The following is a 22898-nucleotide window of genomic DNA, read 5'->3' as shown; positions in this document are numbered from 1 at the left end:
ATGACGGGCCTTGCAAAAATATGTCAATGGCAAACTGGGTTTTGATATAAAGCGGAACTAAAGTTCATGTATGAAAAACCCCCCGTGTAGGGTACGTGATCGGTAGCCGTATCCAATGATGAGTTGGATGTGAACAAGGACGCAGATGGGAGAGAAGTGATTCATGGTTGATTACGCCACAAAATTTAGTCTGCACCGATACTTGGGTTATTTTAAAACCTTTGCTTTATTTATGGTTTTAGGGCCATTTTTGTCTGAAACGGCAATATCTGAAAATCTGAGTACGAAATCATTAAATATGGCGTTGTACTACGGTGCTGATGTACCTGTTGACGAACTGCAGGCATTTGATGTCGTTGTAATTGATCCACAGAGGTCGCCCATTCCGGCGCAAGATCTTGCACCTCATACTGTCTGGTTTGCCAGGCTTGATTTGCGCAGCTTGGCCACGGATTCATCTCAACCAGATGAGCAATGGCTGCGGCAGCAACTGCAACCCTTGTGGCAAAAAGGCTATCGGGGTTTTCTACTGGATGATGGCGCCGCGCTGTCCGCTGCCTCTGATGCCTCTGATGCCGCGGATGTCCGTCTGGAACGGCTGGTCGACGCCATTCTCCAGAATTATCCGGACGTCCGTCTGGTTCTGAAAAACCATCTTGCGCTCGCAGAACGCCTGCCGGGCAAATTGCAGGCTCTTGTTGTCGATGGCTTGTACCGCCCGAGCGATGTGGGTTCGCAAGCGTTGTCTGTAGCGGACCCGATGCGCAGCGATCTCCTCGCCCGCATCGATTCCCTGAAAAACCGCAGCGGCTTGCCTATTGTGGTCATTGATTATTGCCGTGCCGCGGACAAGGCCTGTCGCCGCGAGACGGCTGAGCGGATCAGGCGTGAAGGGCTGATGCCCTACGTCGCGGATCCCGCTTTTTCCATCGTCGGGATGGGCCGCCTTGAAGTGATGCCGCGCAAGGTGCTGATCGTGCACAGCCCAGGGGAAGGGGAGCCGCTGGACCGGGTGGCGGCAGTGCGGGACGTGTCGATGCCTTTGAATTACCTCGGGTATGACATCCAGTACGCCGACGTGAACAAACCCTTGCCTAGTCGCATTGGCACGGATCGCTATGCGGGCATCGTGGTGAGGATAGACAATGTCGTCAAAAAGCCGGATGCGTGGCGACGCTGGTTGCTGGCCCGGATGGCGGAAGGCATGCCGGTGGCCGTGCTGGGACAGTTCGGTTTTGTGGTTGATCATCGCAGCGCGCAAAAACTCGGCCTGGCGCTGGTTGCCGTGCCGCGTCCTCTGGATGTTCAGCCGCGCATTGTCGGTAAGGCCGCGATGTTGGGGTTTGAAATCATGCCGCCCGCGGACATACGCAATGTGCCGAATATACGCGTGCTTGCGGAAGGCCAGTCGCTGCTGCGTCTAGCTGCGGGCAATTACACGGTTGACGCTGCGGCCATCCTGCCATGGGGTGGATACACCCTTGATCCATATGGATTGGCCAGTCTGCCTGATAATCAGCAGATGCGCTGGGTGATTCAGCCTATTGAGTTTTTGACTCGGGCCTTGTCGCTGCCCGTGATGCCGATGCCGGATGTCACCACGGAGAATGGCCGTCGCCTGATGTTTGTGCATGTGGATGGCGATGGTTTCGCCTCCCGAGCCGAATTTCCCGGCCCGGATTATGGCGCGCAGGCATTGTACGACCAGGTGTTCAAGAGGTTTCCCATTCCTACCACTTTGTCTGTTATCGAAGGTGAAGTCGGCAAGGCGGGCTTGTACCCCAATTTATCTCCCCGTCTGGAGCAAATCGCCCGCCATATGTTCGCCTTGCCCAATGTGGAAATTGGCACGCATACCTTTTCCCATCCTTTCATGATGGAAATGATCGATGAGCGCGGAAAGCGCCTCCACGGCAAAGGGAAAGGCAGCGATGGCGATTTTGCGTTGAATATCCCTCACTACGAATTTGATCTGAATAGGGAGATTCAGGGCTCCATCGATTACATCAACAGCAACCTTGCCCCGAGTGGAAAACGCGTGGCGGTCGTTCAGTGGCCGGGCAATGCGGCGGCGTCCCCTTTCGCATTGCGCCTTGCTCATCAGGCTGGCGCGTTAAACATCAACGGGGGCGATACCAACATCACTCACAGCAATAAGAGTTGGTCCAATATCGCGCCGTATGGGGTGGCCAAGGGCAATGGTCCTGATGAGTTTCAGGTCTATGCTGCAATCATGGATGAAAATGTTTATACCAACGATTGGCGCGGTCCTTTCTACGGCTTCGATCGGGTGCTTGAAACCTTTTCGCTCACGGATAGCCCGTTGCGCTTCAAGGCCATCAATATTTACTACCACATGTATTCAGGCACCAAGTTGGCATCGCTCAAGGCCTTGATCAATGTGTATGAAGGGGCGCTGAAGCAGGCAGTTTTTCCGATTTACACTACGGACTATATCCGGCGGGTTCTGGACTGGAGACGAGTGGTTGTTGCCCGCGATGGCGACGGCTGGTTAGTGCGTTCAGGTTCAAGTTTGCGCCAGCTGCGCTGGCCGGGAAAGGGGGCACCCGATGTGCTGACAGCATCTGGCGTCAGCGGTTATGTGCCAGGTCCGGGAGGGCTTTATGTGCACATGGCAAGTGATGAGGCCCGGTTTGTTCTGAATGGAGCGGGCAAGGCTCCTTACATTAGCGCAGCCGCAGGTTTTGTGCGGGGATTCCAGCGCGATGCCCATGGAATCCAATTTGAGTTCGGGGGTTACTACAAAGCGGATGTCGTGGTGGCCAATGCTGCGGGTTGCAAGGTCTTAGTGGACGGCCAGCCAGTCAAAACCAGACTGGACAAAAACGGCCAGCTGCGATTTTCCGTGGCGGCTGCGCCGGCGCATCCGGTTTCTTATCATTTAATCAGGGTGACGCATGAGTAGCAAGCGAGAGCGGCTTTGCCCACTCTGGTTGTCCATTTTCATCGGCGTGGGCGTGATCTTGGCGCTAGTGGCCGCATATCCGCGCGGCGGTGTGCGGGCCTATGATTTGATGTCCCGTCCGCCCAGCGAGCTGTCGGTGGCTTATTTGGAAGCCTGGTTGCGGGTCAGGCCGGACGAGCCATCCTATCTTGAGCTGCTGGCCTCGCAGCATTTGCGACTGGGGCGTTGGGAGGCCGCCATGAGCGCGGCAAACAATCTAGCCCGGGTCGGCAGCGGCGAAGAACGTCAACGGGCGCTATTGCTGCAAGTAGATGCCGCAGAACAAATGGCTTATGCCGTATCGCCGCAGGACAAGCGCCGCGAAATGTATATGGCGTCATACCGCGTGCTATTGCAGCGCACTCTGCGCTATGAATGGGATGCGCAGGTTATGACGAGGCTTGCCACCCAGGCGACTGCCGCCGGCGCCGCGGATGTGATGCTGACCTATTACCATCGCCTGGCGGGGCGGGATCCTGGCCATGCGATGCTGTGGCAGGAAAAAATAGGCAAGCTGGCCTTATCGCAACGCGCGTATGAGCAGTCCGCCCAGGCTTTTTTTGCCGCATTTGAACATGCGGCGACACTGGAAGATAAGCGTCGCAATTTCATCGCCGGGCTGAAAGTGCTGGCATCGGCTGGGAAAATCGCCCAAGCGTGCGCGGAAGGTGATCGTCGCGGCGCAGCCATGATGAATGATCCTGCAAGCTTGCGCGTGTTGCTGGATCAGGCCCGTCAATGCGGTCGCCCGGACTTGTCCACGCGTTACGCTAAGGCTTTGACGCAATTGGTATTGCATACCGGCGGCGCAGCGACGCCCCGGCGCGAGGCCGAGCCAGCCCAGCGTGCGCAAAGCGCCCATAAGCTGGGCACGGCCAAGAGGCCGACTCCGTCCCCTTCGGCGGCGCCTGCGCAGCAAACCGGCGGGCTTGAAAGCGACCTTGAACTGGCATACCAGGCATTTATTGAAAGCGGCCAGCTTAACGATGCCCAAAGCATCGCTCAGCAAGCCTTGGGGCGCCATTTCAACATGGAGGTGTGGACAAAGCGTCTGGCGCAGGTCGCACAATGGAACAATCATCCCGACTTGGCTCTACGCGCCTGGCTGCAGGTTGCTCGCGGCACAGACAATGATGCCGCTTGGCAAAATGTATTGACTCTGGCTCCGCAATTGCATGACGACCAGGCTTATTTGGCTGCGCAAATGCACGCGGCGAGGGCCAAATCGGCGGATTTGTCGCAGAAAGTTGCTGTGGTAGACACTCTAGAGCGCTTGGGCAGGCCTGACGAAGCCTTGACATATCTGCAGCAGAACGCAGCTGGCTCCATGCGCAGACCTATGCTGGAGAAGCTGGCCGAAGTGGCCGAGCGCGTTGGGCAGGATGGCAAGGCGCTGGCGACCTACCAGACGCTGCAGTCCGAGTTTGGCCCGACTCCGGGCTACGCCATGCATATCGCAAATCTAGAATACCGGCATGGCGATTTTTCCGCAGCGCTAGATGCGCTGACTGCGGCGCGGGATATCAAGCAGGAGAAGGCGGATGCGGCCGCTTTTTGGCGCACCTACGCTCAATTGGCCCAACTGACGCAGCGCAGGCAGGATGTCGATTTGGGCAATGAGCGACTGATAGCCACCGGGCTGGCCACAGATGCCGACCTGCACGGGATGATCTATTCCTATCAAGATTATCCTCTGGATGCCGGACGCATCGCCGAGTTGGAGTTCCGGAAGAATGGCTCTGAAGCCGCTTTGCTCTTGGCATTGACAAACTATACGGCGGCGGCGGCGTGGCCGCGCATTCGAAACCTGTTGCACAAGCTGACGCTGGAGCAAGCGTCCATGCTGAGTCATTCAAGCGCCTTGCTGGCGGCGCGGGCCGAGTATTATCGCCAGCGTCAATACTGGAAAGGCGCGCTGGCTGATTTGCGGAGAGCCGTGCGGCAAGCGGACGTGACCGATGAAATCCGAGTGCAATACCTGTGGATGTTGGTAGATTTTGGACGCAACGATGAATTGACTGCAGCATTACATCGCTGGCGGGGGCAGGCCCAGGAGGACTCCACCTACTGGGGAGCGTATGGTGCCGGCGAATTGCGGCTTGGTCATGCGGCCAGCGCGCTGAGCTTCTTGCGTCGGCAGTCGACGCTGGCGGATGACGATCCTTTGTGGACGCTGTCGTTGGCTGAGGCTGAGGACGCTGCGGGCCATTCCATGGTGGCATGGACGCTCCGGAGCAAAGTCTGGCGCGAACTGCAAGCGAAAAGCCGCGATGGCGCCTCCGGTGACAAGCCAAACATCGATCAGCAGGGATATGCCGGTGATGACGGCAAAACCCCGCCAAAGCCGGCGGCGCAGCTGGAGACGCAGGCCGCCCGGGTGCGGCTGTCGCAGAGCTTTGCTGGAGGAGACTATTCTCGGAATCTGCTGGCTAGTTTGCTGAAACGGGATGGCGGGCAGCCCGCTCAATTGGCTGAAACCCTGCTGGACAGTACGCTGATACAGGCCTTGGGGTCGGAGGAAAACGAAAAAGGCGCGCCGCCAGCCGACGCTGCACCGCGAAAGCCTGCCCTGAGAGCAGTTGCCAGGGAGACGATGTTGGCGTGGGCGGTAAGCGGGGAATACAACGAACTTGCCCGCGCCTGGCTCACGCGGCAATACGCTCGCTGGTTGCTGCGGCCGGCGGATGCCAGGGCAACGCTGGCCATTGCGGATAATGACCGGGACACGCTATCGCGTATTCTGGATGGCGGCGATGGATCCATTCCGATAAGAAGTGCCATCGAGGCACTGGATCGGATCGGGCGCGTCCCGCAGGCGCAAACGTTGGCCTTCGATGCCCATGAGGGCGCTCCGGATAATGATGCCGCACATCAGACCATGTCGGATCTGTTGCTGAGGGACCCCCCGTCGTTCGGCGCGGACATCATCGCCGCTAAGCATAGCCCGGTGGATTCTCTGGATTACGTCCTGATCGGCAGTGTTCCACTCACTTCTCGCTATGGGCTGGGGCTCAAAGCCACGGACAGTGCGCAACATCTCAGTAGCGCGACCCAGCTAGCCTGGATTCCTTCTCACGATCGGATGTTGAATCTGACCGTCAGCGATGTGACGTCTGAACGCCGACTCGCCATAACGCTCGGCACAAGACAAGCGCTGAATTCGTTTGGCACCGCCAGTCTTTATGGCGAGTTCAACCGCGACGGCGCGTTGGGCATCACGTTCAATGCCGGCATCCGGCAATACGCCAACAATTCGGCTGAACTGAATGCCGCAGGCACCAAGGACATGCTGCGGCTGGGCTTGGATATGAGCAAGGATGCCAGATGGTTCTGGAGTGGCAGTTATGAGTTGGACCGCTTCCATGCCCAAGACGGCAGCTTCCTGGGCACAGGGTGGACTTTGTCCGGCAATGTCGGTTATCGGATCAGAAGCACTTATCCAGATTGGAGCATCCGTCTGGTTGGCGAACGCAGCGCATACGCGTCTAGCGACAGTCAGATTCCTTCGCTGTCCGTATTGTTGCCCCCAGGCCGCGCGCCGCAGACTTCTTATTTCATGCCTACTAATGCCACGCAGTTCGGCTTGATGATGGGTTTGGGGCTGGATCAACTCATGACGGCCCACAACCCAAGGGATGAGCCCCACCCATATTGGCGCAGCTGGCGGCCCTTCATGGATGCCGGCATCGTGCATCAGAGCGCGGTGGGCTGGCGTCCCGAGGCCAGCATCGGCATGTCGGGCCCTGTGGCGGGCAATGATCAGGCAAGGCTGTACTTTTCCCATGAGCCGGCGGTTGGAAGAAATGCGGCATCGACACAGGTGGGCGTGTCGTACCGGATGTTTTACTAAGTGTGGCGTGGCGAGATTAAGTCGCCGTCTTCAGGTGTATTCGAACATCGTCGAGTGAACGAAGGGCAAGGCTATGAAAATTGCATTTATGTGGAAGCGGGTGTTATCCCTGGTGGTACTGGTGTTGGCAGGATGTTCCACGATCAACACCAGTCAAGTTCCAACGTTTGCCAAAGGACAGTCGTGGGTGTTGCTGCCCATGGCGAATTTTACGGAAACGCCCGATGCCGGCGCCCGAGCGAGCAGCATCGCCCAGAGCATTATGCTCCAGCAGGGATTTGTTGATTTAAGAAATTATGAGGCGGAGGTGGATACCGCGGATATTGAATCCGACACCGACCGCCGGCAGGCCCGAGCTCAGTCGCTGGACTGGGCTCGCAAGAGCGGGGCTCGCTACGCCCTTGGCGGGGCGGTGCAAGAGTGGCGCTACAAGGTGGGTGTGGACGGCGAGCCGGTTGCTGGCGTGACCTTTGACGTGCTTGACCTGAACAGCGGCAAGGTGGTCTGGAGCGCGACGGGCAGTCGTAGTGGATGGAGCCGCTCCAGCCTGGCTGGGGTAGGGCAGACGCTGATCCAGCAACTGTTGGCGCCGCTCGCGCAGAAATAGGAGTGGCGAACGTGCTAACAGAAGCCAAGTCACAAGACAGGTCGCCGGGGCCGGCGGAACTCTCGGATCGCAAGACACCGTCAAGCGCTGGCTGGGTGGGCAAGCGGAATGCCAGGCAATCGGATCCGCAGGGTATTTCCCGCTTGTTTGGTCGGCTGCTGATTCCTCATGCTGGGCGGCCTGCGCTGCTGTTTGAGGTTGTCTTGATCATGCTGCTGGTTATTGGCCTGTTTTATATTCTTCAGCCAGGCGATCCCTTGCTGTTGGATAACCCGTTTCCGTGGATATGGTTGTTGCCGACCATCGTGGCGCTGCGCTACGGGGCCTTATTAGGCGTGGTATCGGGAATATGCCTTTTTGCGGCGTGGGAGTTTTTCTACCGGCAACATGCGGGAGGCGCTTTCCCGACCATGCTTTTTGTTGGCGGATTCACGCAAGTGGTGGTGGTGGGTCACTTTTGCGATTTGTGGGCAAGCCGCGCGATTAGCGAAAAAAGCATAAATGCCTATCTGCGGGATAGGCTGGTTTCCATTACCAATAATCACTACTTGCTCCGGATTTCACATGCCAAGCTGGAGAATGATTTTCTGTCCAGGCCTACCACCTTCCGTGATGCCATTGAGCACCTTCGTGCACTGGCCGCGCCAGCCAGTGATGCGGAGCAACAGCTGCTGCCTAATGCACAGAGCATGCTTGAGTTTGTCGCGTTGACTTGTCAAATTGAAGTCGCGGCGATCTATCCCGTGCGAGATGGCATGATCGTTGCTCAGTCTGTCGCGTATGTCGGCCATGATTTTGAGCTGGATTCGTATTCGCCAGTGTTGCGTCATTGCCTGGTTTATCAGGAGTTATCGCATCTTAAAGACTTGGAAGATGAAGAAGCAAAAGATCAATATTTGGCTTGCGCCCCTATCGTCGATGCCTCTGAACAGATGCTTGGTGTACTGGTCATCTCCAGGATGCCTTTTCTTGCGCTTAATTTCGATAACTTGCAATTATTATTAGCCCTACTGAACTACTATGCTTTTGGCGTTAACCACAAAGCGACGGTGGACGTGGTGCGCAACTTATTACCTGACTGCCCTTATTCGTTTTCGCTGGAGTTGGGGCGTCTGAGCCGCTTAAAAAGCCTGTATGGAATACAAAGCGCGATGCTGGGGCTGGCGTTTCCATCCGGCGATGAAGGTGAACTATTGTTTAACCAAGCCATGCGTTTACGGCGCGCGCTTGATTCAATCTGGACTCCCGAGATCGAAGGTCGCCACGTAATGATCGTGTTGATGCCATTAACGCCTGCAGAGGGTGTGGAAGGGTATTTGGAGCGTTTTCGGGATGTATTGAAAGAGCAGTTTGCTATTGATCTGGATAACGCGTTGATTATACGCAGCAAAATGGTTGATGGTGATGATCCCGGGCATGGTCTGCAGAAACTTCTCCAGCATTGCCAGCATCATGGTTAAGTTTATCTTTGCTCTTTTATTCGGGCTGTTGGCTATTTTTGTGCAATGGCACGTTATTGTGCTGTCCATTACCTCGTCGGATATGCCAAATAGTCTGTTGATGATTGTTTTATGGCAGATATTAGCGGCATCGCTTTCTGCTGGCAGCGTGGTTTTTGCTATGCCCATTGATTTCACTGGGTACAGGATACAACAATTTTTACATGTATTTTCTCTTTGCTTGTTCATGCCCATAGTGGGCGTCTTGCTGTTTTTTTTCGCCTATTTTCTAGTGCCTGCACTATTCAAGCAATTTTCGCACTCTGTTAGCCTGGACCAGGTGGAGCCAGCCGAATACATCAGTCACTTGGCCTCCAGTGTCAATCATGGCTCCGGCAGTCACCTGAGATCTCGTCTGAAAAATACAGATGTTTCGGATGAGGACCGCTTGTCCGCGTTGGTTTCGATGCAATTCATGCCGTCTTATATTATCGGCGATCTACAGCATGATTTGCTATCGGATCCCGTTGAAGAAGTGCGCTTGCTTGCTTACGGCGTGGTCGATAGCGCAGAGAAAAGCATTACGCGGAAAATAGTTGCTGCCCGGGGGCAGTTGGATCAGGCCGACGAAGATGGTTTGAGAGCCGATATTTGTACACGATTGGCTGAGCTGTACTGGGAGTTAATTTATCAGAATTTAGTAAGGGGCGAAGTGCGTAGCTTCACGCTGGAATGCGTGGAAAGATACGCCCGTTTGGCTTTGCAGTATAGCCAAGAAATTGCGGCTATGTGGTATTTGCTAGGGCGTTGCGCATTGCTGCACAGTAATATTGAAGAGAGCAAGGTTTGTTTTGCTCAGGCACTTCGAAATAATTTCCCGGAAAGTCGCTTGTTGCCTTGGCAGGCGGAAGTTGCATATTTGAAACAGGATTATGCTCAGTTGAGAAATCTATTAAATATGCTGGGTGAAGGAATCAATATGACCTCCATTCAGCATGTGTCACGGTACTGGTTAACATGAGTGTAAATATGCAACCAACAGCCAAGTCTGCCGATATCGCCCTGCTGCTCGAAGGCACATTCCCCTACGTCAGGGGAGGCGTATCGGCGTGGGTAAATCAGATCATTCGAGCTTATCCAGAGTTTACCTTCGCCATTGTTTTTATTGGCAGTCAGCGCAGCGATTATGGTCAGCAATATTACAAGCTGCCAGATAATGTTGTTCACTTCGAGGAACACTACCTCTACGACTTTGTTCAGCCAGCGCTGTTGCATGGCATGGGGGAGGAAGCCTTGGATAATGCCCAGCTTTCTAAAATGCATGATGCATTCAGGAATAATCATAATTTGGCCTACATCGGAAAAATGGTGCGCCAGATTATTCCAATGCTCTCTGAGAGCAGAGCGCTGAGCGAGCAACAATTTCTGCGTGGCCGCCATTCTTGGGAATATATCTCGGCTAGCTATGAAAAACACTGCCGTGATCCATCATTTACGGATTATTTCTGGACTGTGCGCATTATGCATAAGCCGATATGGCAGCTGGCTCGCATATGTGAAAATTTAATACCTGCGCGTATATATCATACGGTCTCGACCGGATACGCCGGCTTTTTGGGAGCATTGTTGCACCATCGCTCGCATCGCCCATTATTGGTATCTGAGCATGGGATTTACACTAAAGAGCGAAAAATTGACTTGCTGCAAAGCGAGTGGATTCGGGACAATCGCGGCGTGTTCGAAAAAGACATCTCTCAAGTCGGTTATTTTCAGGATTTGTGGATTCAATTCTTTCATGCCTTGGGGCGAGTGTGTTACGACGCGGCTTCTGAAATTACGGCGCTGTACGAGGGAAACAGATTGCGCCAGCTGGCGGATGGCGCTCCGGAGTACAAGACCCGAAATATTCCGAATGGGATACCGGTTGAGCGATTTTCTCCTTTGCGCGATTTGCGACCCTCAAGCGTGCCTTTTGTGGTGGCACTCATCGGCAGGGTGGTACCCATCAAGGATATCAAGACCTTTATTCGTGCGGTTTTTATTGCAAGCCGTCAGCTTCCACAATTGCAAGGGTGGATTGTTGGACCTGAAAGCGAAGATCCTGAATACGCTCAAGAGTGTCGCGATTTGGTGAGCAGTCTTGGTATGGAGAAAAATCTGAAATTTATGGGTTTTTGCAATGTGGACGAATTGTTGCCGAAGATAGGGTTGGTAGCGCTTAGTTCGATTAGCGAAGCTTTGCCATTGGTTATTTTGGAAGCCTATGCCGCGGGTGTGCCGGTAATCAGTACAGATGTCGGATCTTGCCGGCAGCTGATTGAAGGACTGTCCGAAGAGGATCGCGCGCTTGGCCGGGCCGGTCGCGTAGTGCAGATCGCGAATCCTGAGCAGCTTGCTCAAGCCATCTTGGAATTATTGAATCAGCCGCAGGAGTGGAAAAGCGCTCAACAAGCAGGCATTGCTCGAACGGAGCGCTATTACACCAGTGCTTTGATGGAGGAAAGTTATCGCCAGCTTTATCATCGATTACTCGCTCTTCCGGATGCGGTTGATGAATAAGGAGATCAAGTATGGCCGGGATAGGTTTTGAGCTGCGGAAAATATTGCGGCACGATAATTTGAGCAGCACTTTGGCCGCTTATGCTTATGCGGGCGCTATCAGCGCAGGACCACTAATCCTCTCAACGATAGGCATGCTGCTGATCGGGATATTCAGCCTGAGCATGGCTCGATCACATGTGCAAATTGTGCAGTTCCAGATGTCGGTCACTTATCTGATAGCATTTAGTTTGATCGTTACCGGTGTGTTGCAGTTATCGTTTACCCGCTTTGTGTCTGATCGTTTGTTCGAAAGACAGTTCAATGCTGTCTTGCCGAACTTCAATGCCGTGACATTTTTGACAACGATAGCGACTGGATTAATAGGTCTGGCATTGGCGCTCACGCTATTTCGCGGCGAATCTGTTTTGTATAGGCTGCTGATGCTGATTGGCTTTGTCATTATCAGCAATCTCTGGATTAGTGTCATTTTCCTGACCAGTATCAAGCAATACAAGGCAATTCTGGTAATTTTCTTTATTGGCTATGCTATTGTCGTTTTGCTGGCCTTGCGGCTAAGCGCTTTTGGCCTGGAAGGTTTGCTTGCAGGCTTTGTTGCTGGTCATGCGGTATTGCTTGTCGGCATGGTCTGCCTAATTCATCGCAATTACACAGCAACGGATTATCTCTCTTGGCAAGTATTTGACCGTCAGTTCTCCTATCCTAGCCTGATGTTTGTCGGCGTCTTGTTCAATCTCGGCATCTGGCTGGATAAAATCATGTTCTGGTATGCGCCGGCAACCGGCCAAAGGGTGATCGGCCCTTTGTACGAGTCGGTGATATATGATATGCCGGTATTCATTTCCTACTTGTGCGTTATTCCGGGTATGGCGGTTTTTCTACTCAGAATCGAAACTGATTTCGTTGAACATTATGATGATTTTTATAACTCAGTGCGCAATGGCGGCACGCTTAAACGCATTCATGAGTGTCGAGATATGATGGTGAACAGTGTGCGTACTGGCTTATACGAAATATTGAAGATACAGGCGCTGGTGACGCTGCTGATTTTTTCATTTGGCGATAAGTTGTTGCAATTTCTTGGTATTTCTGTGTTGTATGTGCCGCTTATGCGAATTGACGTGATATCAGCCAGTTTGCAAGTGCTTTTTCTCGGGATCCTGAATATCTTCTTTTATCTAGACAAACGCTTAGTGGTGTTTTTTTTGGTTGCATCATTCGTATTGATGAACGGGCTATTTACATGGCTAACTTTGTTGATTGGCCCCAATGCCTATGGCTACGGTTTTGCGGCTGCCTTGCTTTTGGTGGTATTGGTGTCTGTGCATCTATTGGATCATTGTTTTGATTCACTGGAGTACGAGACTTATATGAAGCAGTAGTATATTTGATAAGACATATCTTTTGTATCTATCTGATGAAAAATAACTTATTTCTGCGTTGCTTGTCCGGCGCTATTGGCTTGATGTGTGCTGGGTTATGTCAAGCCGCCGAGTCTGATGCGCCGCCATGGAGCATTGCCTTTTACTACGGCAAAGCTCCTCAAACCGCATTGCTGTCTCGTTTTGATATGGCTGTTATTGAACCAGATAATGGTTTTGATCCCAGAGGCGATGCCGGTAGCACACGATGGCTGGCTTATGTCAGCGTGGGGGAGGTGATGCATTCACGGCCTTACTTCCGGGATATTCCTAAAAGTTGGATTGTAGGGCGTAATCAGGAATGGCAGTCGGAAGTCATTGATAGCAGCGCTGTAGGGTGGGCAGAGTTCATTGTCAGCCGCATCATTGCGCCTTTGTGGCGAGCGGGCTATCAAGGTTTTTTTCTCGACACGCTGGACTCCTATCAACTGGTTTCGAGAAATGATGAAGATAGGCAGCGCTATCAGCAGGGTTTGGTAGCGATCATACAGTCGATTCATCGCAACTACCCGCAAGCCAGGCTGATTTTGAATCGTGGCTTTGAGCTGCTGCCCAAGGTGCATGAGCAAGTCTACGCCGTTGCATTCGAGTCCTTATTCAAAGGCTGGAGCGAAGCAAAGCAGAGTTATGTCGATGTGCCGGCTGACGGCAGGGAATGGTTATTGGCGCAGGTCAAGATGGTGAAAAGCTACGGAGTGCCGGTGATTGCTATTGACTATTGTCCACCTGCGGATGTGTCTTGTGCAAAATTGACTATACTTCAGATACGTAAGTTGGGCCTGATTCCTTATGTGACGGACGGTGGGCTTAGGGTGATAAATCCGGCGTCGTTACCCTAGTGTTAATGATGGTTTTTATAGTATCTGATGACGAATTTCTTTTGGATAATTATTAATGGCTAATATTCTTGTTACTGGTGCTGCTGGATATATTGGATCTCACACCATGGTGGAATTATTTTCGGCAGGCCATCAGGTTATTGCTATTGATAACTTGATAAATAGTAAACTCGAAGCCCTTAAACGCGTTGAGCAGATATCGGGTCACAAAATTCAATTTTATCATGCGGACATTGCTGACAAGGCAGTATTGCAGAAAATTTTTTCTAGTCATTCAATTGATGGAGTAATCCATTTTGCTGCGCTCAAATCAGTGAGCGAGTCGATATCGAATCCTTTGCGTTACTATCAAAATAATGTTAGTGGCACACTGAGCCTGCTAGAGTCGATGCAGACTGCGGGTGTACATTGTATAGTGTTTAGTTCTTCGGCAACCGTGTACAAAGATGCCGGTGGTGTGGCCTTGTTGGAGGATTGCCCTCTAGGACCGGGCAATCCGTATGGCCAGAGTAAGCTAATGGTGGAGAATATTTTGCGTGATGTGGCGAGGAGCGAAGTAGGCTGGCGAGTTGCCCTTTTACGCTACTTCAATCCTGTCGGTGCGCATGAGAGTGGAATGATTGGCGAGGATCCCAATGGTGTCCCAAATAATCTGATGCCATATATTAGCCAAGTAGCTGTGGGGAATTTAGCTGAACTCAAGGTCTATGGTGACGACTATCCTACTATTGATGGCACAGGAGTGCGTGACTATATTCATGTCGTGGACTTAGCAATTGCTCATGTCAAGGCCCTAGATATATTCACTGGCGAGCCAGAAGTTGTTACCCTCAACCTAGGTACTGGGCAGGGTTATTCGGTCTTGCAAACTATCCATGCTTTTTCCAAAGCTTGCGGTCGTAACATTCCTTATCGCATAGTTGAGAGGCGTAGTGGTGATATTGCTTGTTGTTATGCCAATCCTGCGGCTGCAGAGCAGCGCCTTGGTTGGAAAGCCGAGCGTAATCTAGAGGAAATGTGTCGGGACAGCTGGCGTTGGCAGCAGGATAATCCGTCTGGTTATCTGGATTGATGATCTGCAAATGGTTAGGGAGGGGCTGAAAACCTACCCTGTGGAAAAAAGCAATTTCTTGCAGGCGCTCCGGCTGCAAGGCATCTGCTTGGCTTTGAGGGTCGTCAGGGGTTCGTGTTAATGCTGCATCCATGGCAAAATAAATATACAAGTAAAAAGCCCGCAAGTGCGGGCTTTTTAAAGACTGAATCAGTCAGAAATTATGTCATTAAAAAAATGACATCATTTTGTGGAGCAGTCGCTAGCGTTCTTGGATTGTTTGTGTGCCAGCTCACTACTTTGCAAAGCTTTGGCAGAATTGGCTTTTGCCTCATCCAATTTTTTACTGTCATGATGGTCGGCAGCCTTCAGATGAAGGTCTGCGCAAGCCTTATGCTCTGTTGCTGCAGCCTTGTGGGCATTGCTGGGGTTGGTATTTTCGGGTGACATGATAATTCCTTTGGCGTGGTAAAAGAAGGTTGTACCAAAAACACATCGATGGCGATCTGAGTTCAGCACCTAAACAGTATTGCTCTATTCCCGCACCACCTCTGTACTCTGGCTAACATAATTCTGAATTAGAAATAAAAATAGATTCAAAAATTATGACTGATTGAATGCTTGGCTATAGATGCTTGGACTGTCCCCGCTTCTGTAGGCAATCCTGCCCTATTAAATAATGCCAGAACTCACTGAGTTAATGCGAATACTCAGTCTCACCGTTAAGGAGTCTTATGTCATCAGGCATCAGTTTCTGTACGCAGACGCACACAAGATTGCGGAGGGGCTAATGCATGATGCTTTGATAGGTGTGGCAATTTCTCGCGTAGCAACTGCAGGCTGAAGCCTCCAGTCCGCTGCGATCACGTACCGTCAGCGTACCACGGTGGTACTCGATCAGTCCGCTCCGCTGCAACAAGCCGGCTGCCATGGTGACGCCGACCCGGCGTACACCAAGCATGATGGAAAGAAATTCATGGGTTACATGAAAACTATCCGAATGCACGCGGTCCTGGCTCATGAGCAACCAACGGGCCAGACGCTGGTCGATCTGATGAAAGCGCATGCAACTAGACGAGGTGGCCAATTGCAGCATCTGTACATATAGGTAACGGTTAAGCATGCGCTGTAGTGCCTTGCTGCGCAGCAACTCCTGGCTGAATGCACTGGCACTCATGCGTAGCACTGCTCCCGACCCTTGCACTAAGGCATGCAGAGGTTCGGTAACCTGACCCAGTGCCAGTTGCGAACCGAGCATGCCTTCCGTGCCCACCATGCCCACTTCCAGCCGCAATTGTCCCTCAACCTGAGCCACCTGGGAAATGAAGCACCCAGTAGGGAAGTAGACGTAGCGGGTTTTGTCGCCAGCGGCGCATAGGATTTCAGATAGCGTCAGCTCGACTAGTTTGCAATGTTCAAGCAGATGCAACTGATCAGTACGTGGCAATAACTCTATTAAGTGGTTCTGGATAGCTGGCACGGCGTGCTCCGGTGCATGATGGACACCCTCTTGCCGACGAGTGCTGACCGATGGTGCGTATGGCTAACGTTTCCTGCGCATCAAGATACCGAGGCTACCGCTCGCAGTGTTGGCCGACTGTCTGCCAGCGTACTCAAGAGAACATTCTGCGTAGTTCAGGTGGCGAGGCAATTGGGCAGCAGGCGGTCATACTCATTTTTGACCACGGCATAGCATTCGCAGGTACGGCCCTCCAGCCCGGCCCGGTCGAGAATCGTGATATGGCCACGGGTATAGCGAATCAATCCGGCATGTTGTAGTTTGAGCGCGGCTTCGGTAACCCCCTCGCGACGGACTCCCAGCATGTTTGCGATCAGTTCCTGAGTCATAATCAATTCATTGCCTTGCAAGCGGTCCAGGCTAAGCAGGAGCCAGCGGCACAGTTGCTGGTCAAGCGAGTGGTGGCGGTTGCAAACTGCTGTTTGGGTCATTTGGGTAATCAGGGCCTGAGTGTAGCGCAGCAGCAAGTGCAACACCGGACCGCCGAGGTCGAATTCTTCTTTCATGGCCTGTGCTTTGAGCCGGTACCCTTCTCCTGCGCTTTGCACCACTGCTCGACTCGGCGTGGATTCTCCGCCCATGAATAGAGAGATGCCGATAATGCCCTCGTTGCCGACAACGGCAATTTCCGCCGACGCGCCACTCTCGGTCACAAACAGCAGCGACACGATGGAGGAGCAGGGGAAGTAGACGTGGGTCATGGTTCTCCCGGATTCGTACAGCACTAGGCCCAGAGGCATAGCGATGGGTTCCAGCTTGTGCTCCCAGCGTAACCACTCCGCTTCGGGCAAGGAGGCCAACAATAGATTCCCTCGCGGATTTGACGTGCTAATCATCAGCATCTCCGGCAAATGGCTCTTGAATGTGCGGATGGTGTCATGCCATGTTATTTGAGGTTATAACTTTTCAGGCTTGACATCTGTACGCTGTCGAACATACTGGGCCTGCAGATGCGTCTGCACATATTCGCAAACACTCTTCAGGAGGAGATCAGGCGCTTGTCCGTTGTAGCGGCTCGGTGCCTCTACTACTAAACGGATATCATCGACATAGCGACAATAGTCTACGAGCTTAATTTCTCCATCGAGCATTTCACCGTCGAGCGAAACCTGGTTCAGGCGTTGGTCCAATCCAATCAGGTAGGCGTTGGCCAAGAATCCTGAAGCAACTAGGCCCTGCGGCAAACCCAGTGGCAGGCCATTCTCTGATTGGTTTCCTTTATCAGTGGCGTATGCGCGTGTTCATCATGGCGCCAGTGCCAACTGAAGATACGCTCAACATACTCCCAGAACTGCTCGTCCGGAGCCAATCGTTCGGGCAGGCCAAATTTCAGCCGATGAGCTGTTTCAAGCCGCACGAGCTCGCGCCTTAGCGCTACGGAATCGACTTGGTCAAAGAAGGATTTGAGATCAAGAGACACCACATACAATTCTCGCTTACCAGTGGGAGTGAGGTTTTGTTGGGCGCATACTTGCCTGGGCCGTACGAGAAAGGTAGCCCTGCCTTCTATTGCTAGTAACTAGAATTCTCTCCAAGACGGTTACAGGGATATTTTTCATAAATTACACTTGTAAAATCAATGACTTATGAATTTTTGGAGCGTGTCACTCTATATTGTGGGGAAAATCGCAACTTATGCGTAAATTGCAGGTGAAAATCGCAGCTTTTGCCGGCAATTAGTCGCAGCTTATGCTGGTTAGGGTGTTCATAAGGTTTTGATTTTTATAAGTGTTGAGTCGCAGCTTATGCTGTCACCCACAAATGGCCCCGGCGTTTGCCGGGGCCATTGTCGTTTGGAGCAAGCGTCAATACAGCCCGTGTTGAACCGCCTTGCTCCGGCACAGCACATAGGGCAGGCCGTTGGGTTTTCCCGGGAAGGGATAGCTTTCGCCCACCTTGCTCAACATCGCCGCGCTGCTGCTTTTGCGCTGGGTTTTCTTGATCGCGCTCTTGATGGCGGCGGCGTCGCCGTCCACGAACAGGGCCAGGAAACCGCCGTCCGCCTCGGACAACTGCGCCGAGCGAATCGGCAAATCGCCGTAGTCATAGCCGCTGGGCAAGGCCAGCTCATGTTCCCATACCTGGTTGGGCGTTGAGCCGGTGGCGGCGGCCAGCAGTTTGGCGACGCCGTTGTCGCTCAGATTGAGATTGTGGCAGCTCAGCTGCGCCGCCAGGGCCTTGTTCTTGCCGGCGCCGGCTTGGGCGCCAGCGGCGGTTTTGGCCTGGCGATAAACGCCGTCGAAGGGCACATCGCCAAAGGTGCTGGCGCAGCGGTCCATCTGCACTTGCACTGCGGCTGTTTGGGGCTGCACGCTCATCGTGCAGATGCCCTCGCTATAGCGCCACTGCCCGCCATTGGCCTGCAATTGCCCCCTGCCGGAACCGGAGCGCAGTTGGCCGGGTTTGCCTTTTTGCATGACTTCCAGTTCGAACTTGCCGTTGGGGCGTATGGTCAGCGTGCGTTCGAACTGTTTGTCGGAGCCGTCGTAGACGCCGGGGGTAAGCGGGACTGCGGCGCCGTCCGCGGCGGGGTCTTTCTGCAGCGCCTTCTTGATGCCGTCCTTGAGGATGGCGCCCAGGTCGAAGGTTTCGGCGTGGACCGCCAGCGGCAGCGCGGCAGCCAGCGCCAGCGTGGCGGCGAAGCGGTTACGGTTTGAATGGGTCATGAAAGAGGCCGTTTAAGTGGCGTTGCGATGAAATGAGGTGCTGGCGTATGCCTTGATTATTTAAATTTATCAGGACACTAGCATGCTGAATCGCTAAGAACAACTTGGCGGCAGCGTGATAAAAACCACGAAGCGGACAAACTGGCCTAAGTGCGTGTTCAAAGTCTCGCGCACATACGGTGCGCGCCCGGCAAGTCCTCATCCAGAGGATGGGCTTGGCGGGCGCGGTTTGCGGCGGCGCGTGGTAGCGCGCCGGAAGGGGGGCGCTTAGGCCAGGTCGGAAATCACCAGCATGGCGATGTTGAAGTAAATCACCAGACCGGTGCCGTCGATGAAGGTGGCGATGAAAGGCGCCGACACCACGGCCGGGTCGATGCGCATTTTCTTCAGCAGCATCGGAATGATGGAGGAGACGATGGCGCTCCAGATGGTGATGGCGATTAGCGTCAGACACACCACCAAGGCCACTTCGTTGCCCACCCCCAGCATCCAGGCCCGTATCCAGGCCACCATGCCGATGGCCAGCGCGATCATGAAGGACGTGGTCACCTCTTTGCGCAATACCGTGCCGATGTTGCGCAGGCTGACTTCGCCCATCGCCATCGCGCGCACCAGGGTGGAGGTGATCTGGGTACCGCTGTTGCCGCCGGTGCCGATCAGTAGCGGGATGAAGAAGGCCAGCGCGATGGCGGCTTCCAGCTGTTCTTCAAACACTTGCAGGATGGTGCTGGTGTAGGCTTCCGCGAAGAACAGCAGCAACAGCCAGGGCAGGCGCTTTTTCCACAAGCTCCATGGGGAGCTTTCCAGGTAGGAGGTTTCCAGCGGCAGGCTGGCGCCCTGGCGTTGAGCGTCGTCGGTGCCTTCGTCGCGGATCAGCGCGGCGATTTCCTTTTCGTAGAGGGCGCCCAGCAGTTTGCCGCCGCTGACCACCGGCGCGAGATCCACGCCCTTGTCTATCAGCTCCGGCACGATGTCGCGGCGCTGTTGGTTAGGCTCGACGACAAAGGAGGTGGGGCCCATCAGCGCGGAAACCGACAGATTCAGGTCCGTTTCGGTCAGCAGGCGCTTGACCGAGAGCTGACCATGCAGGAAGCGGCTGCCGTCTATGACGAAAATCTGGGCGGGAATGTCTTCGTCGCGCAGCTGTTTGAGCATGTGCTCGCGCGCTTCGCTGACTTTCATGTCGCGGCTGAGGGTGATCAGCGAGTCGCTCATGTAGGAGGCGACGGTTTCTTTCAGATTGACTTCGTTTGCCTGAGCGGTAGGCAGGGTGATGCTTGCAAAAGACATTTTGAGGTATTCCCCGTTAGCTGTTTTATAACCACAAACAGTTGTCACAATGGGGGCGTAAACCAGAAGAGAGAGTGCAGAAAAGCTATCTCCGCGTCTAAGTTTTGGCACTATGCAACGTATCCCGCTTGCATGCGGGAAGTCACTTTGGGCTATACCTTAATCCGATAAAGCCTGTCCTAACCTTGGGCGTCTCTCGACGTCGTCAGATCAGTGACCTGTGTTTGCATAGGAGCCTCGCCGAACGAGACACTGCATCTGAGAACCGTTGATTTTTGCCCGCAGGCCGTGTGGCGGCTTGGGCTGGATCATGTATGCGGCTCTGAATGGAAGGCCGGGCTTGCTGCCGGGCGGTTCCTGCGCCGGACTCGACACCGCTCTAGTGGCGGCGCGTCGCGTTGGGCGCGGTTTTACTGGATGATCACCTCCCTGTTTTGTAGAACCACGGTTTAGAACCTGTTCAATGCCAGCCGCGCTTCGTGAGACATGGCACGGTGAGACCGAAATGCTGATGTACCGCATGTACATTCCGCTTCTTCAGCCACATTGCCTTATCTCGTTCCTGCTCAAGAGACTTTGAACATGCTTTATAGGGAGCGCGGGCGGGCGGCGTGCGCCGCCTGCCTGCGCCGTCTTCGTCGCGACGGGTGTCATGGTGCAGTGCAATAGCGCCGCGACGAATAACGGTTATGAAAGAATGGTTATCAAGTAGTTCCGTAATTTTTCACAGTTTGTGTAATAAAACTGGTTTGCATGGAAATTTTCCACAAACATGCCATGCGGCCGCAGGTCTGATGCCAATTACATGTGTTTTTCAAATTGGCTGACCAGGCGGCGCAAATCGCTGGCGGTGGTCTGCAGCTTCTGCGCCACTTGCAGGGTAGCGGCAATGCTGTGGCTGTTTTGTTCGGTGAGCGTGCTCATGGTTTCCATGTTCTGAGCCACTTCGGTGGAAGCGGACGACTGTTGTTGCAGCATATTGGCCACGCTGGAGGACGACTCCGCCACCTTCTCATTGGCGTTGCGGATTGCCTCCAGCCCTTGGGCGGCCGCTTGTATGGTTTCCTCGGCGGTGTGGACTTTGTTCACCGCGGCCTTCACTTCTTCCAGCGCCTCCTGCGAGCGTTCGCGCAGGAAGGACACCGATTGTTCGATCTCCAGCGTGTTGCCGGCGGTGCGTTCCGCCAGCTTGCGCACTTCGTCGGCCACCACGGCGAAACCGCGGCCTTGCTCGCCGGCGCGCGCCGCTTCTATCGCCGCGTTCAAGGCTAATAGATTGGTCTGGTTGGCGATGTCCTTGATCACGCCGGTGACGGTGTTGATCGATTCCACCGATTGCTCCAGCTTGATGATGATGTCGCGCGTGCAGGACACCTCGCTGACCACCGCCTGAGCCGCCTGACGGGTGTCGCTCATCTGAGCTTCGCCCTGGCTGGCCAGCTCGGTTGCTTGGTCTGCGAACTCGGCGCCGGTGCGGGTGGACTGCGAAATCTCGTTGACCGACACGGACAGCTGCTGCAAGGCGGCCGCCACCCGGGTGATGCCCTCCAAAGTGGTTTCACCGCGGGCGTTCAACGATTCGGCTTCGGCGTGGGTGGCTGTGGCGGCCTCGCTGACGTCCTCGGCGCCGGCGACGACATCGGCGAGAATGGCGCGCAAATGGATGCGCAAGGTTTCCATTTCATCCAGCACCGCGCGGGGTTCGCGCGGGCCGGAGGCCGGTATCTGGGTACTGAAGTCGCCTTCGGCCAGCCGCATCAGCGCGTGCCGCGCCGCGTCTATCGGCCGTGCCAGCCAACGCCCGGCCAAGTAGGCGGCGGCCAAGGTCCATGCCGCCGCCAGCGCCAGCAGCGTCAGGCGCAAGGCGCCGTCGCTAGCCGCGCCGCTCAGGATCAGGGCCGCGGAGGGCAATTGCGCGCATAGTAAAAGCCAGGCGGTTGCCGGCGGGGCGGCGTGACGAGTTTCTGGAAACGCTTGGCGGCGCTCGCGGACACGGGCGTAAAGTTGTTCGGCGTCGATGGTCTGTTGTTTGGACGGCGCGCTGCGCACCGACATATAACCCACTGGCCGGCCGCCTTCGCAGATCGGCGTGACGTAGGCTTCCACCCAGTAGAAATGCCCTTGCTTGGTGCGATTCTTGACCAGTCCCTTCCATGGGCGGCCGGACTTGATGGTGGTCCATAAGTCGTCGAAAGCGGCTTGAGGCATGTCCGGGTGGCGCACGATATTGTGCGGCTGCCCAATCAGCTCTTCTTCGCTGAAACCGCTAATGTCGATGAAGGCGCGATTGGCGTAAGTGATCTGGCCTTTTAGATCGGTCTTGGTGACGATGGGACGGTGGGGCAGCAAGAATACCTCGGTGCCATCCACGGGAAGGTTGCTTCTCATTGCCGGACCTCCTGCTTGACGTAGCCGGAAAACGGCGCGGGAGGCGGGTCGGCGTGACGGTCCGCCAGCGGCGCCGGTGGTGATCATTCAATTCGGGTCAACCCAGGCGAAATCCGTTCTTCGCCGCGCTATTTGATTGATTGAGATGAAGTTTCGCCTTGGTGGCCCCCAATGGTGATATAGAACAAAAGCGCAGCGTCATGCGGCAAAGTTTGATGCGGTTTTGATAAAAGTGAAAATCCATGTCTGAAAATTTCATGGCAGATTCAGCATCTTCCTATTTCTTTCGCTGGAGCCGGCTGAG

16 protein-coding genes and 1 riboswitch are annotated in these 22898 nt (G+C 54.3%); of the genes, 9 read left to right on the top strand and 7 right to left on the bottom strand.

Annotated elements, in window-relative coordinates; all coding sequences use genetic code 11:
- The first annotated feature begins 163 nt into the window (after positions 1-163).
- The 9 genes from BR71_RS14645 to galE all read left to right on the top strand — a co-directional run bounded on the left by BR71_RS14645 (position 164) and on the right by galE (position 14752).
- The gene (locus BR71_RS14645; protein WP_156038996.1) at positions 164-2926 is read left to right on the top strand and encodes a bifunctional glycoside hydrolase/polysaccharide deacetylase family protein; all 2763 of its coding nucleotides are present in this window, start codon (positions 164-166) and stop codon (positions 2924-2926) included.
- Positions 2919-6815 (top strand): tetratricopeptide repeat protein, encoded by a 3897-nt coding sequence (locus BR71_RS14640; protein ID WP_043638940.1) that lies wholly within the window; start codon positions 2919-2921, stop codon positions 6813-6815. The genes BR71_RS14645 and BR71_RS14640 overlap by 8 nt, the downstream gene beginning before the upstream one ends.
- Positions 6816-6888: 73 nt before the next feature.
- The gene (locus tag BR71_RS14635; RefSeq protein WP_052370608.1) at positions 6889-7422 is read left to right on the top strand and encodes a hypothetical protein; all 534 of its coding nucleotides are present in this window, start codon (positions 6889-6891) and stop codon (positions 7420-7422) included.
- Between the two features lie 11 nt (positions 7423-7433).
- On the top strand, positions 7434-8882 hold the full coding sequence (locus BR71_RS14630) for a PelD GGDEF domain-containing protein (protein WP_162179222.1): 1449 nt from the start codon (positions 7434-7436) through the stop codon (positions 8880-8882).
- Positions 8821-9882, top strand: a complete 1062-nt coding sequence (locus tag BR71_RS14625) for a hypothetical protein (RefSeq protein WP_162179221.1) — start codon at positions 8821-8823, stop codon at positions 9880-9882. The genes BR71_RS14630 and BR71_RS14625 overlap by 62 nt, the downstream gene beginning before the upstream one ends.
- An 8-nt stretch (positions 9883-9890) precedes the next feature.
- Positions 9891-11420 carry a GT4 family glycosyltransferase PelF gene (gene pelF / locus BR71_RS14620; protein WP_208854883.1) on the top strand — a complete coding sequence of 510 codons (1530 nt, stop codon included), beginning with the start codon at positions 9891-9893 and terminating at the stop codon, positions 11418-11420.
- Positions 11421-11431: 11 nt separating this feature from the next.
- A complete protein-coding gene (gene pelG / locus BR71_RS14615; protein ID WP_043638934.1) occupies positions 11432-12802 on the top strand; it encodes an exopolysaccharide Pel transporter PelG in 1371 nt (456 codons plus the stop codon).
- A 35-nt stretch (positions 12803-12837) separates the two neighbouring features.
- Complete coding sequence (locus BR71_RS14610) at positions 12838-13680, top strand: endo alpha-1,4 polygalactosaminidase (protein ID WP_156038994.1); 843 nt, start codon at positions 12838-12840, stop codon at positions 13678-13680.
- Positions 13681-13735: 55 nt separating this feature from the next.
- A complete protein-coding gene (gene galE / locus BR71_RS23655) occupies positions 13736-14752 on the top strand; it encodes a UDP-glucose 4-epimerase GalE (RefSeq protein ID WP_081862681.1) in 1017 nt (338 codons plus the stop codon).
- Between the two features lie 222 nt (positions 14753-14974).
- Here galE and BR71_RS24220 read toward each other — a convergent pair whose 3' ends face one another.
- The 7 genes from BR71_RS24220 to BR71_RS14580 all read right to left on the bottom strand — a co-directional run bounded on the left by BR71_RS24220 (position 14975) and on the right by BR71_RS14580 (position 22594).
- Positions 14975-15181 (bottom strand): hypothetical protein, encoded by a 207-nt coding sequence (locus tag BR71_RS24220; protein ID WP_156038993.1) that lies wholly within the window; start codon positions 15179-15181, stop codon positions 14975-14977.
- Positions 15182-15518: 337 nt separating this feature from the next.
- Positions 15519-16211, bottom strand: a complete 693-nt coding sequence (locus BR71_RS14605) for a Crp/Fnr family transcriptional regulator (RefSeq protein ID WP_043638930.1) — start codon at positions 16209-16211, stop codon at positions 15519-15521.
- 155 nt (positions 16212-16366) lie between these two features.
- Positions 16367-17086: a helix-turn-helix domain-containing protein gene (locus BR71_RS14600; protein WP_043638926.1), complete on the bottom strand. Its 720-nt coding sequence runs from the start codon at positions 17084-17086 to the stop codon at positions 16367-16369.
- Between the two features lie 60 nt (positions 17087-17146).
- The gene (locus BR71_RS14595) at positions 17147-17404 is read right to left on the bottom strand and encodes an RNA-dependent RNA polymerase family protein (protein ID WP_162179220.1); all 258 of its coding nucleotides are present in this window, start codon (positions 17402-17404) and stop codon (positions 17147-17149) included.
- A 651-nt stretch (positions 17405-18055) separates the two neighbouring features.
- Positions 18056-18916 carry a hypothetical protein gene (locus tag BR71_RS23020; protein ID WP_052370602.1) on the bottom strand — a complete coding sequence of 287 codons (861 nt, stop codon included), beginning with the start codon at positions 18914-18916 and terminating at the stop codon, positions 18056-18058.
- A gap of 267 nt (positions 18917-19183) precedes the next feature.
- Positions 19184-20206, bottom strand: coding sequence for a magnesium transporter (locus BR71_RS14585; RefSeq protein WP_043638919.1), 1023 nt, complete (start codon positions 20204-20206; stop codon positions 19184-19186).
- 82 nt (positions 20207-20288) lie between these two features.
- Positions 20289-20462: riboswitch (M-box (ykoK) riboswitch) on the bottom strand.
- A gap of 545 nt (positions 20463-21007) precedes the next feature.
- Positions 21008-22594, bottom strand: coding sequence for a methyl-accepting chemotaxis protein (locus BR71_RS14580; RefSeq protein ID WP_043638917.1), 1587 nt, complete (start codon positions 22592-22594; stop codon positions 21008-21010).
- Positions 22595-22898: the final 304 nt, after the last annotated feature.

Source organism: Chromobacterium haemolyticum DSM 19808, assembly GCF_000711885.1.
Lineage (GTDB): Bacteria > Pseudomonadota > Gammaproteobacteria > Burkholderiales > Chromobacteriaceae > Chromobacterium > Chromobacterium haemolyticum.
This window is presented reverse-complemented; position numbering and strand designations above follow the sequence as displayed.

Bases quoted from the DNA above. Each gene is read 5' to 3' on its own strand.
- BR71_RS14610 (WP_156038994.1), top strand. From the start codon at position 12,838: ATGAAAAATAACTTATTTCTGCGTTGCTTGTCCGGCGCTATTGGCTTG.
- pelG (WP_043638934.1), top strand. From the start codon at position 11,432: ATGGCCGGGATAGGTTTTGAGCTGCGGAAAATATTGCGGCACGATAAT.
- BR71_RS14640 (WP_043638940.1), top strand. From the start codon at position 2,919: ATGAGTAGCAAGCGAGAGCGGCTTTGCCCACTCTGGTTGTCCATTTTC.
- BR71_RS14635 (WP_052370608.1), top strand. From the start codon at position 6,889: ATGAAAATTGCATTTATGTGGAAGCGGGTGTTATCCCTGGTGGTACTG.
- BR71_RS14645 (WP_156038996.1), top strand. From the start codon at position 164: ATGGTTGATTACGCCACAAAATTTAGTCTGCACCGATACTTGGGTTAT.
- BR71_RS23020 (WP_052370602.1), bottom strand. From the start codon at position 18,916: ATGACCCATTCAAACCGTAACCGCTTCGCCGCCACGCTGGCGCTGGCT.
- BR71_RS24220 (WP_156038993.1), bottom strand. From the start codon at position 15,181: ATGTCACCCGAAAATACCAACCCCAGCAATGCCCACAAGGCTGCAGCA.
- BR71_RS14585 (WP_043638919.1), bottom strand. From the start codon at position 20,206: ATGTCTTTTGCAAGCATCACCCTGCCTACCGCTCAGGCAAACGAAGTC.
- BR71_RS14625 (WP_162179221.1), top strand. From the start codon at position 8,821: ATGGTGATGATCCCGGGCATGGTCTGCAGAAACTTCTCCAGCATTGCC.
- BR71_RS14580 (WP_043638917.1), bottom strand. From the start codon at position 22,594: ATGAGAAGCAACCTTCCCGTGGATGGCACCGAGGTATTCTTGCTGCCC.
- pelF (WP_208854883.1), top strand. From the start codon at position 9,891: ATGCAACCAACAGCCAAGTCTGCCGATATCGCCCTGCTGCTCGAAGGC.
- galE (WP_081862681.1), top strand. From the start codon at position 13,736: ATGGCTAATATTCTTGTTACTGGTGCTGCTGGATATATTGGATCTCAC.
- BR71_RS14600 (WP_043638926.1), bottom strand. From the start codon at position 17,086: ATGATTAGCACGTCAAATCCGCGAGGGAATCTATTGTTGGCCTCCTTG.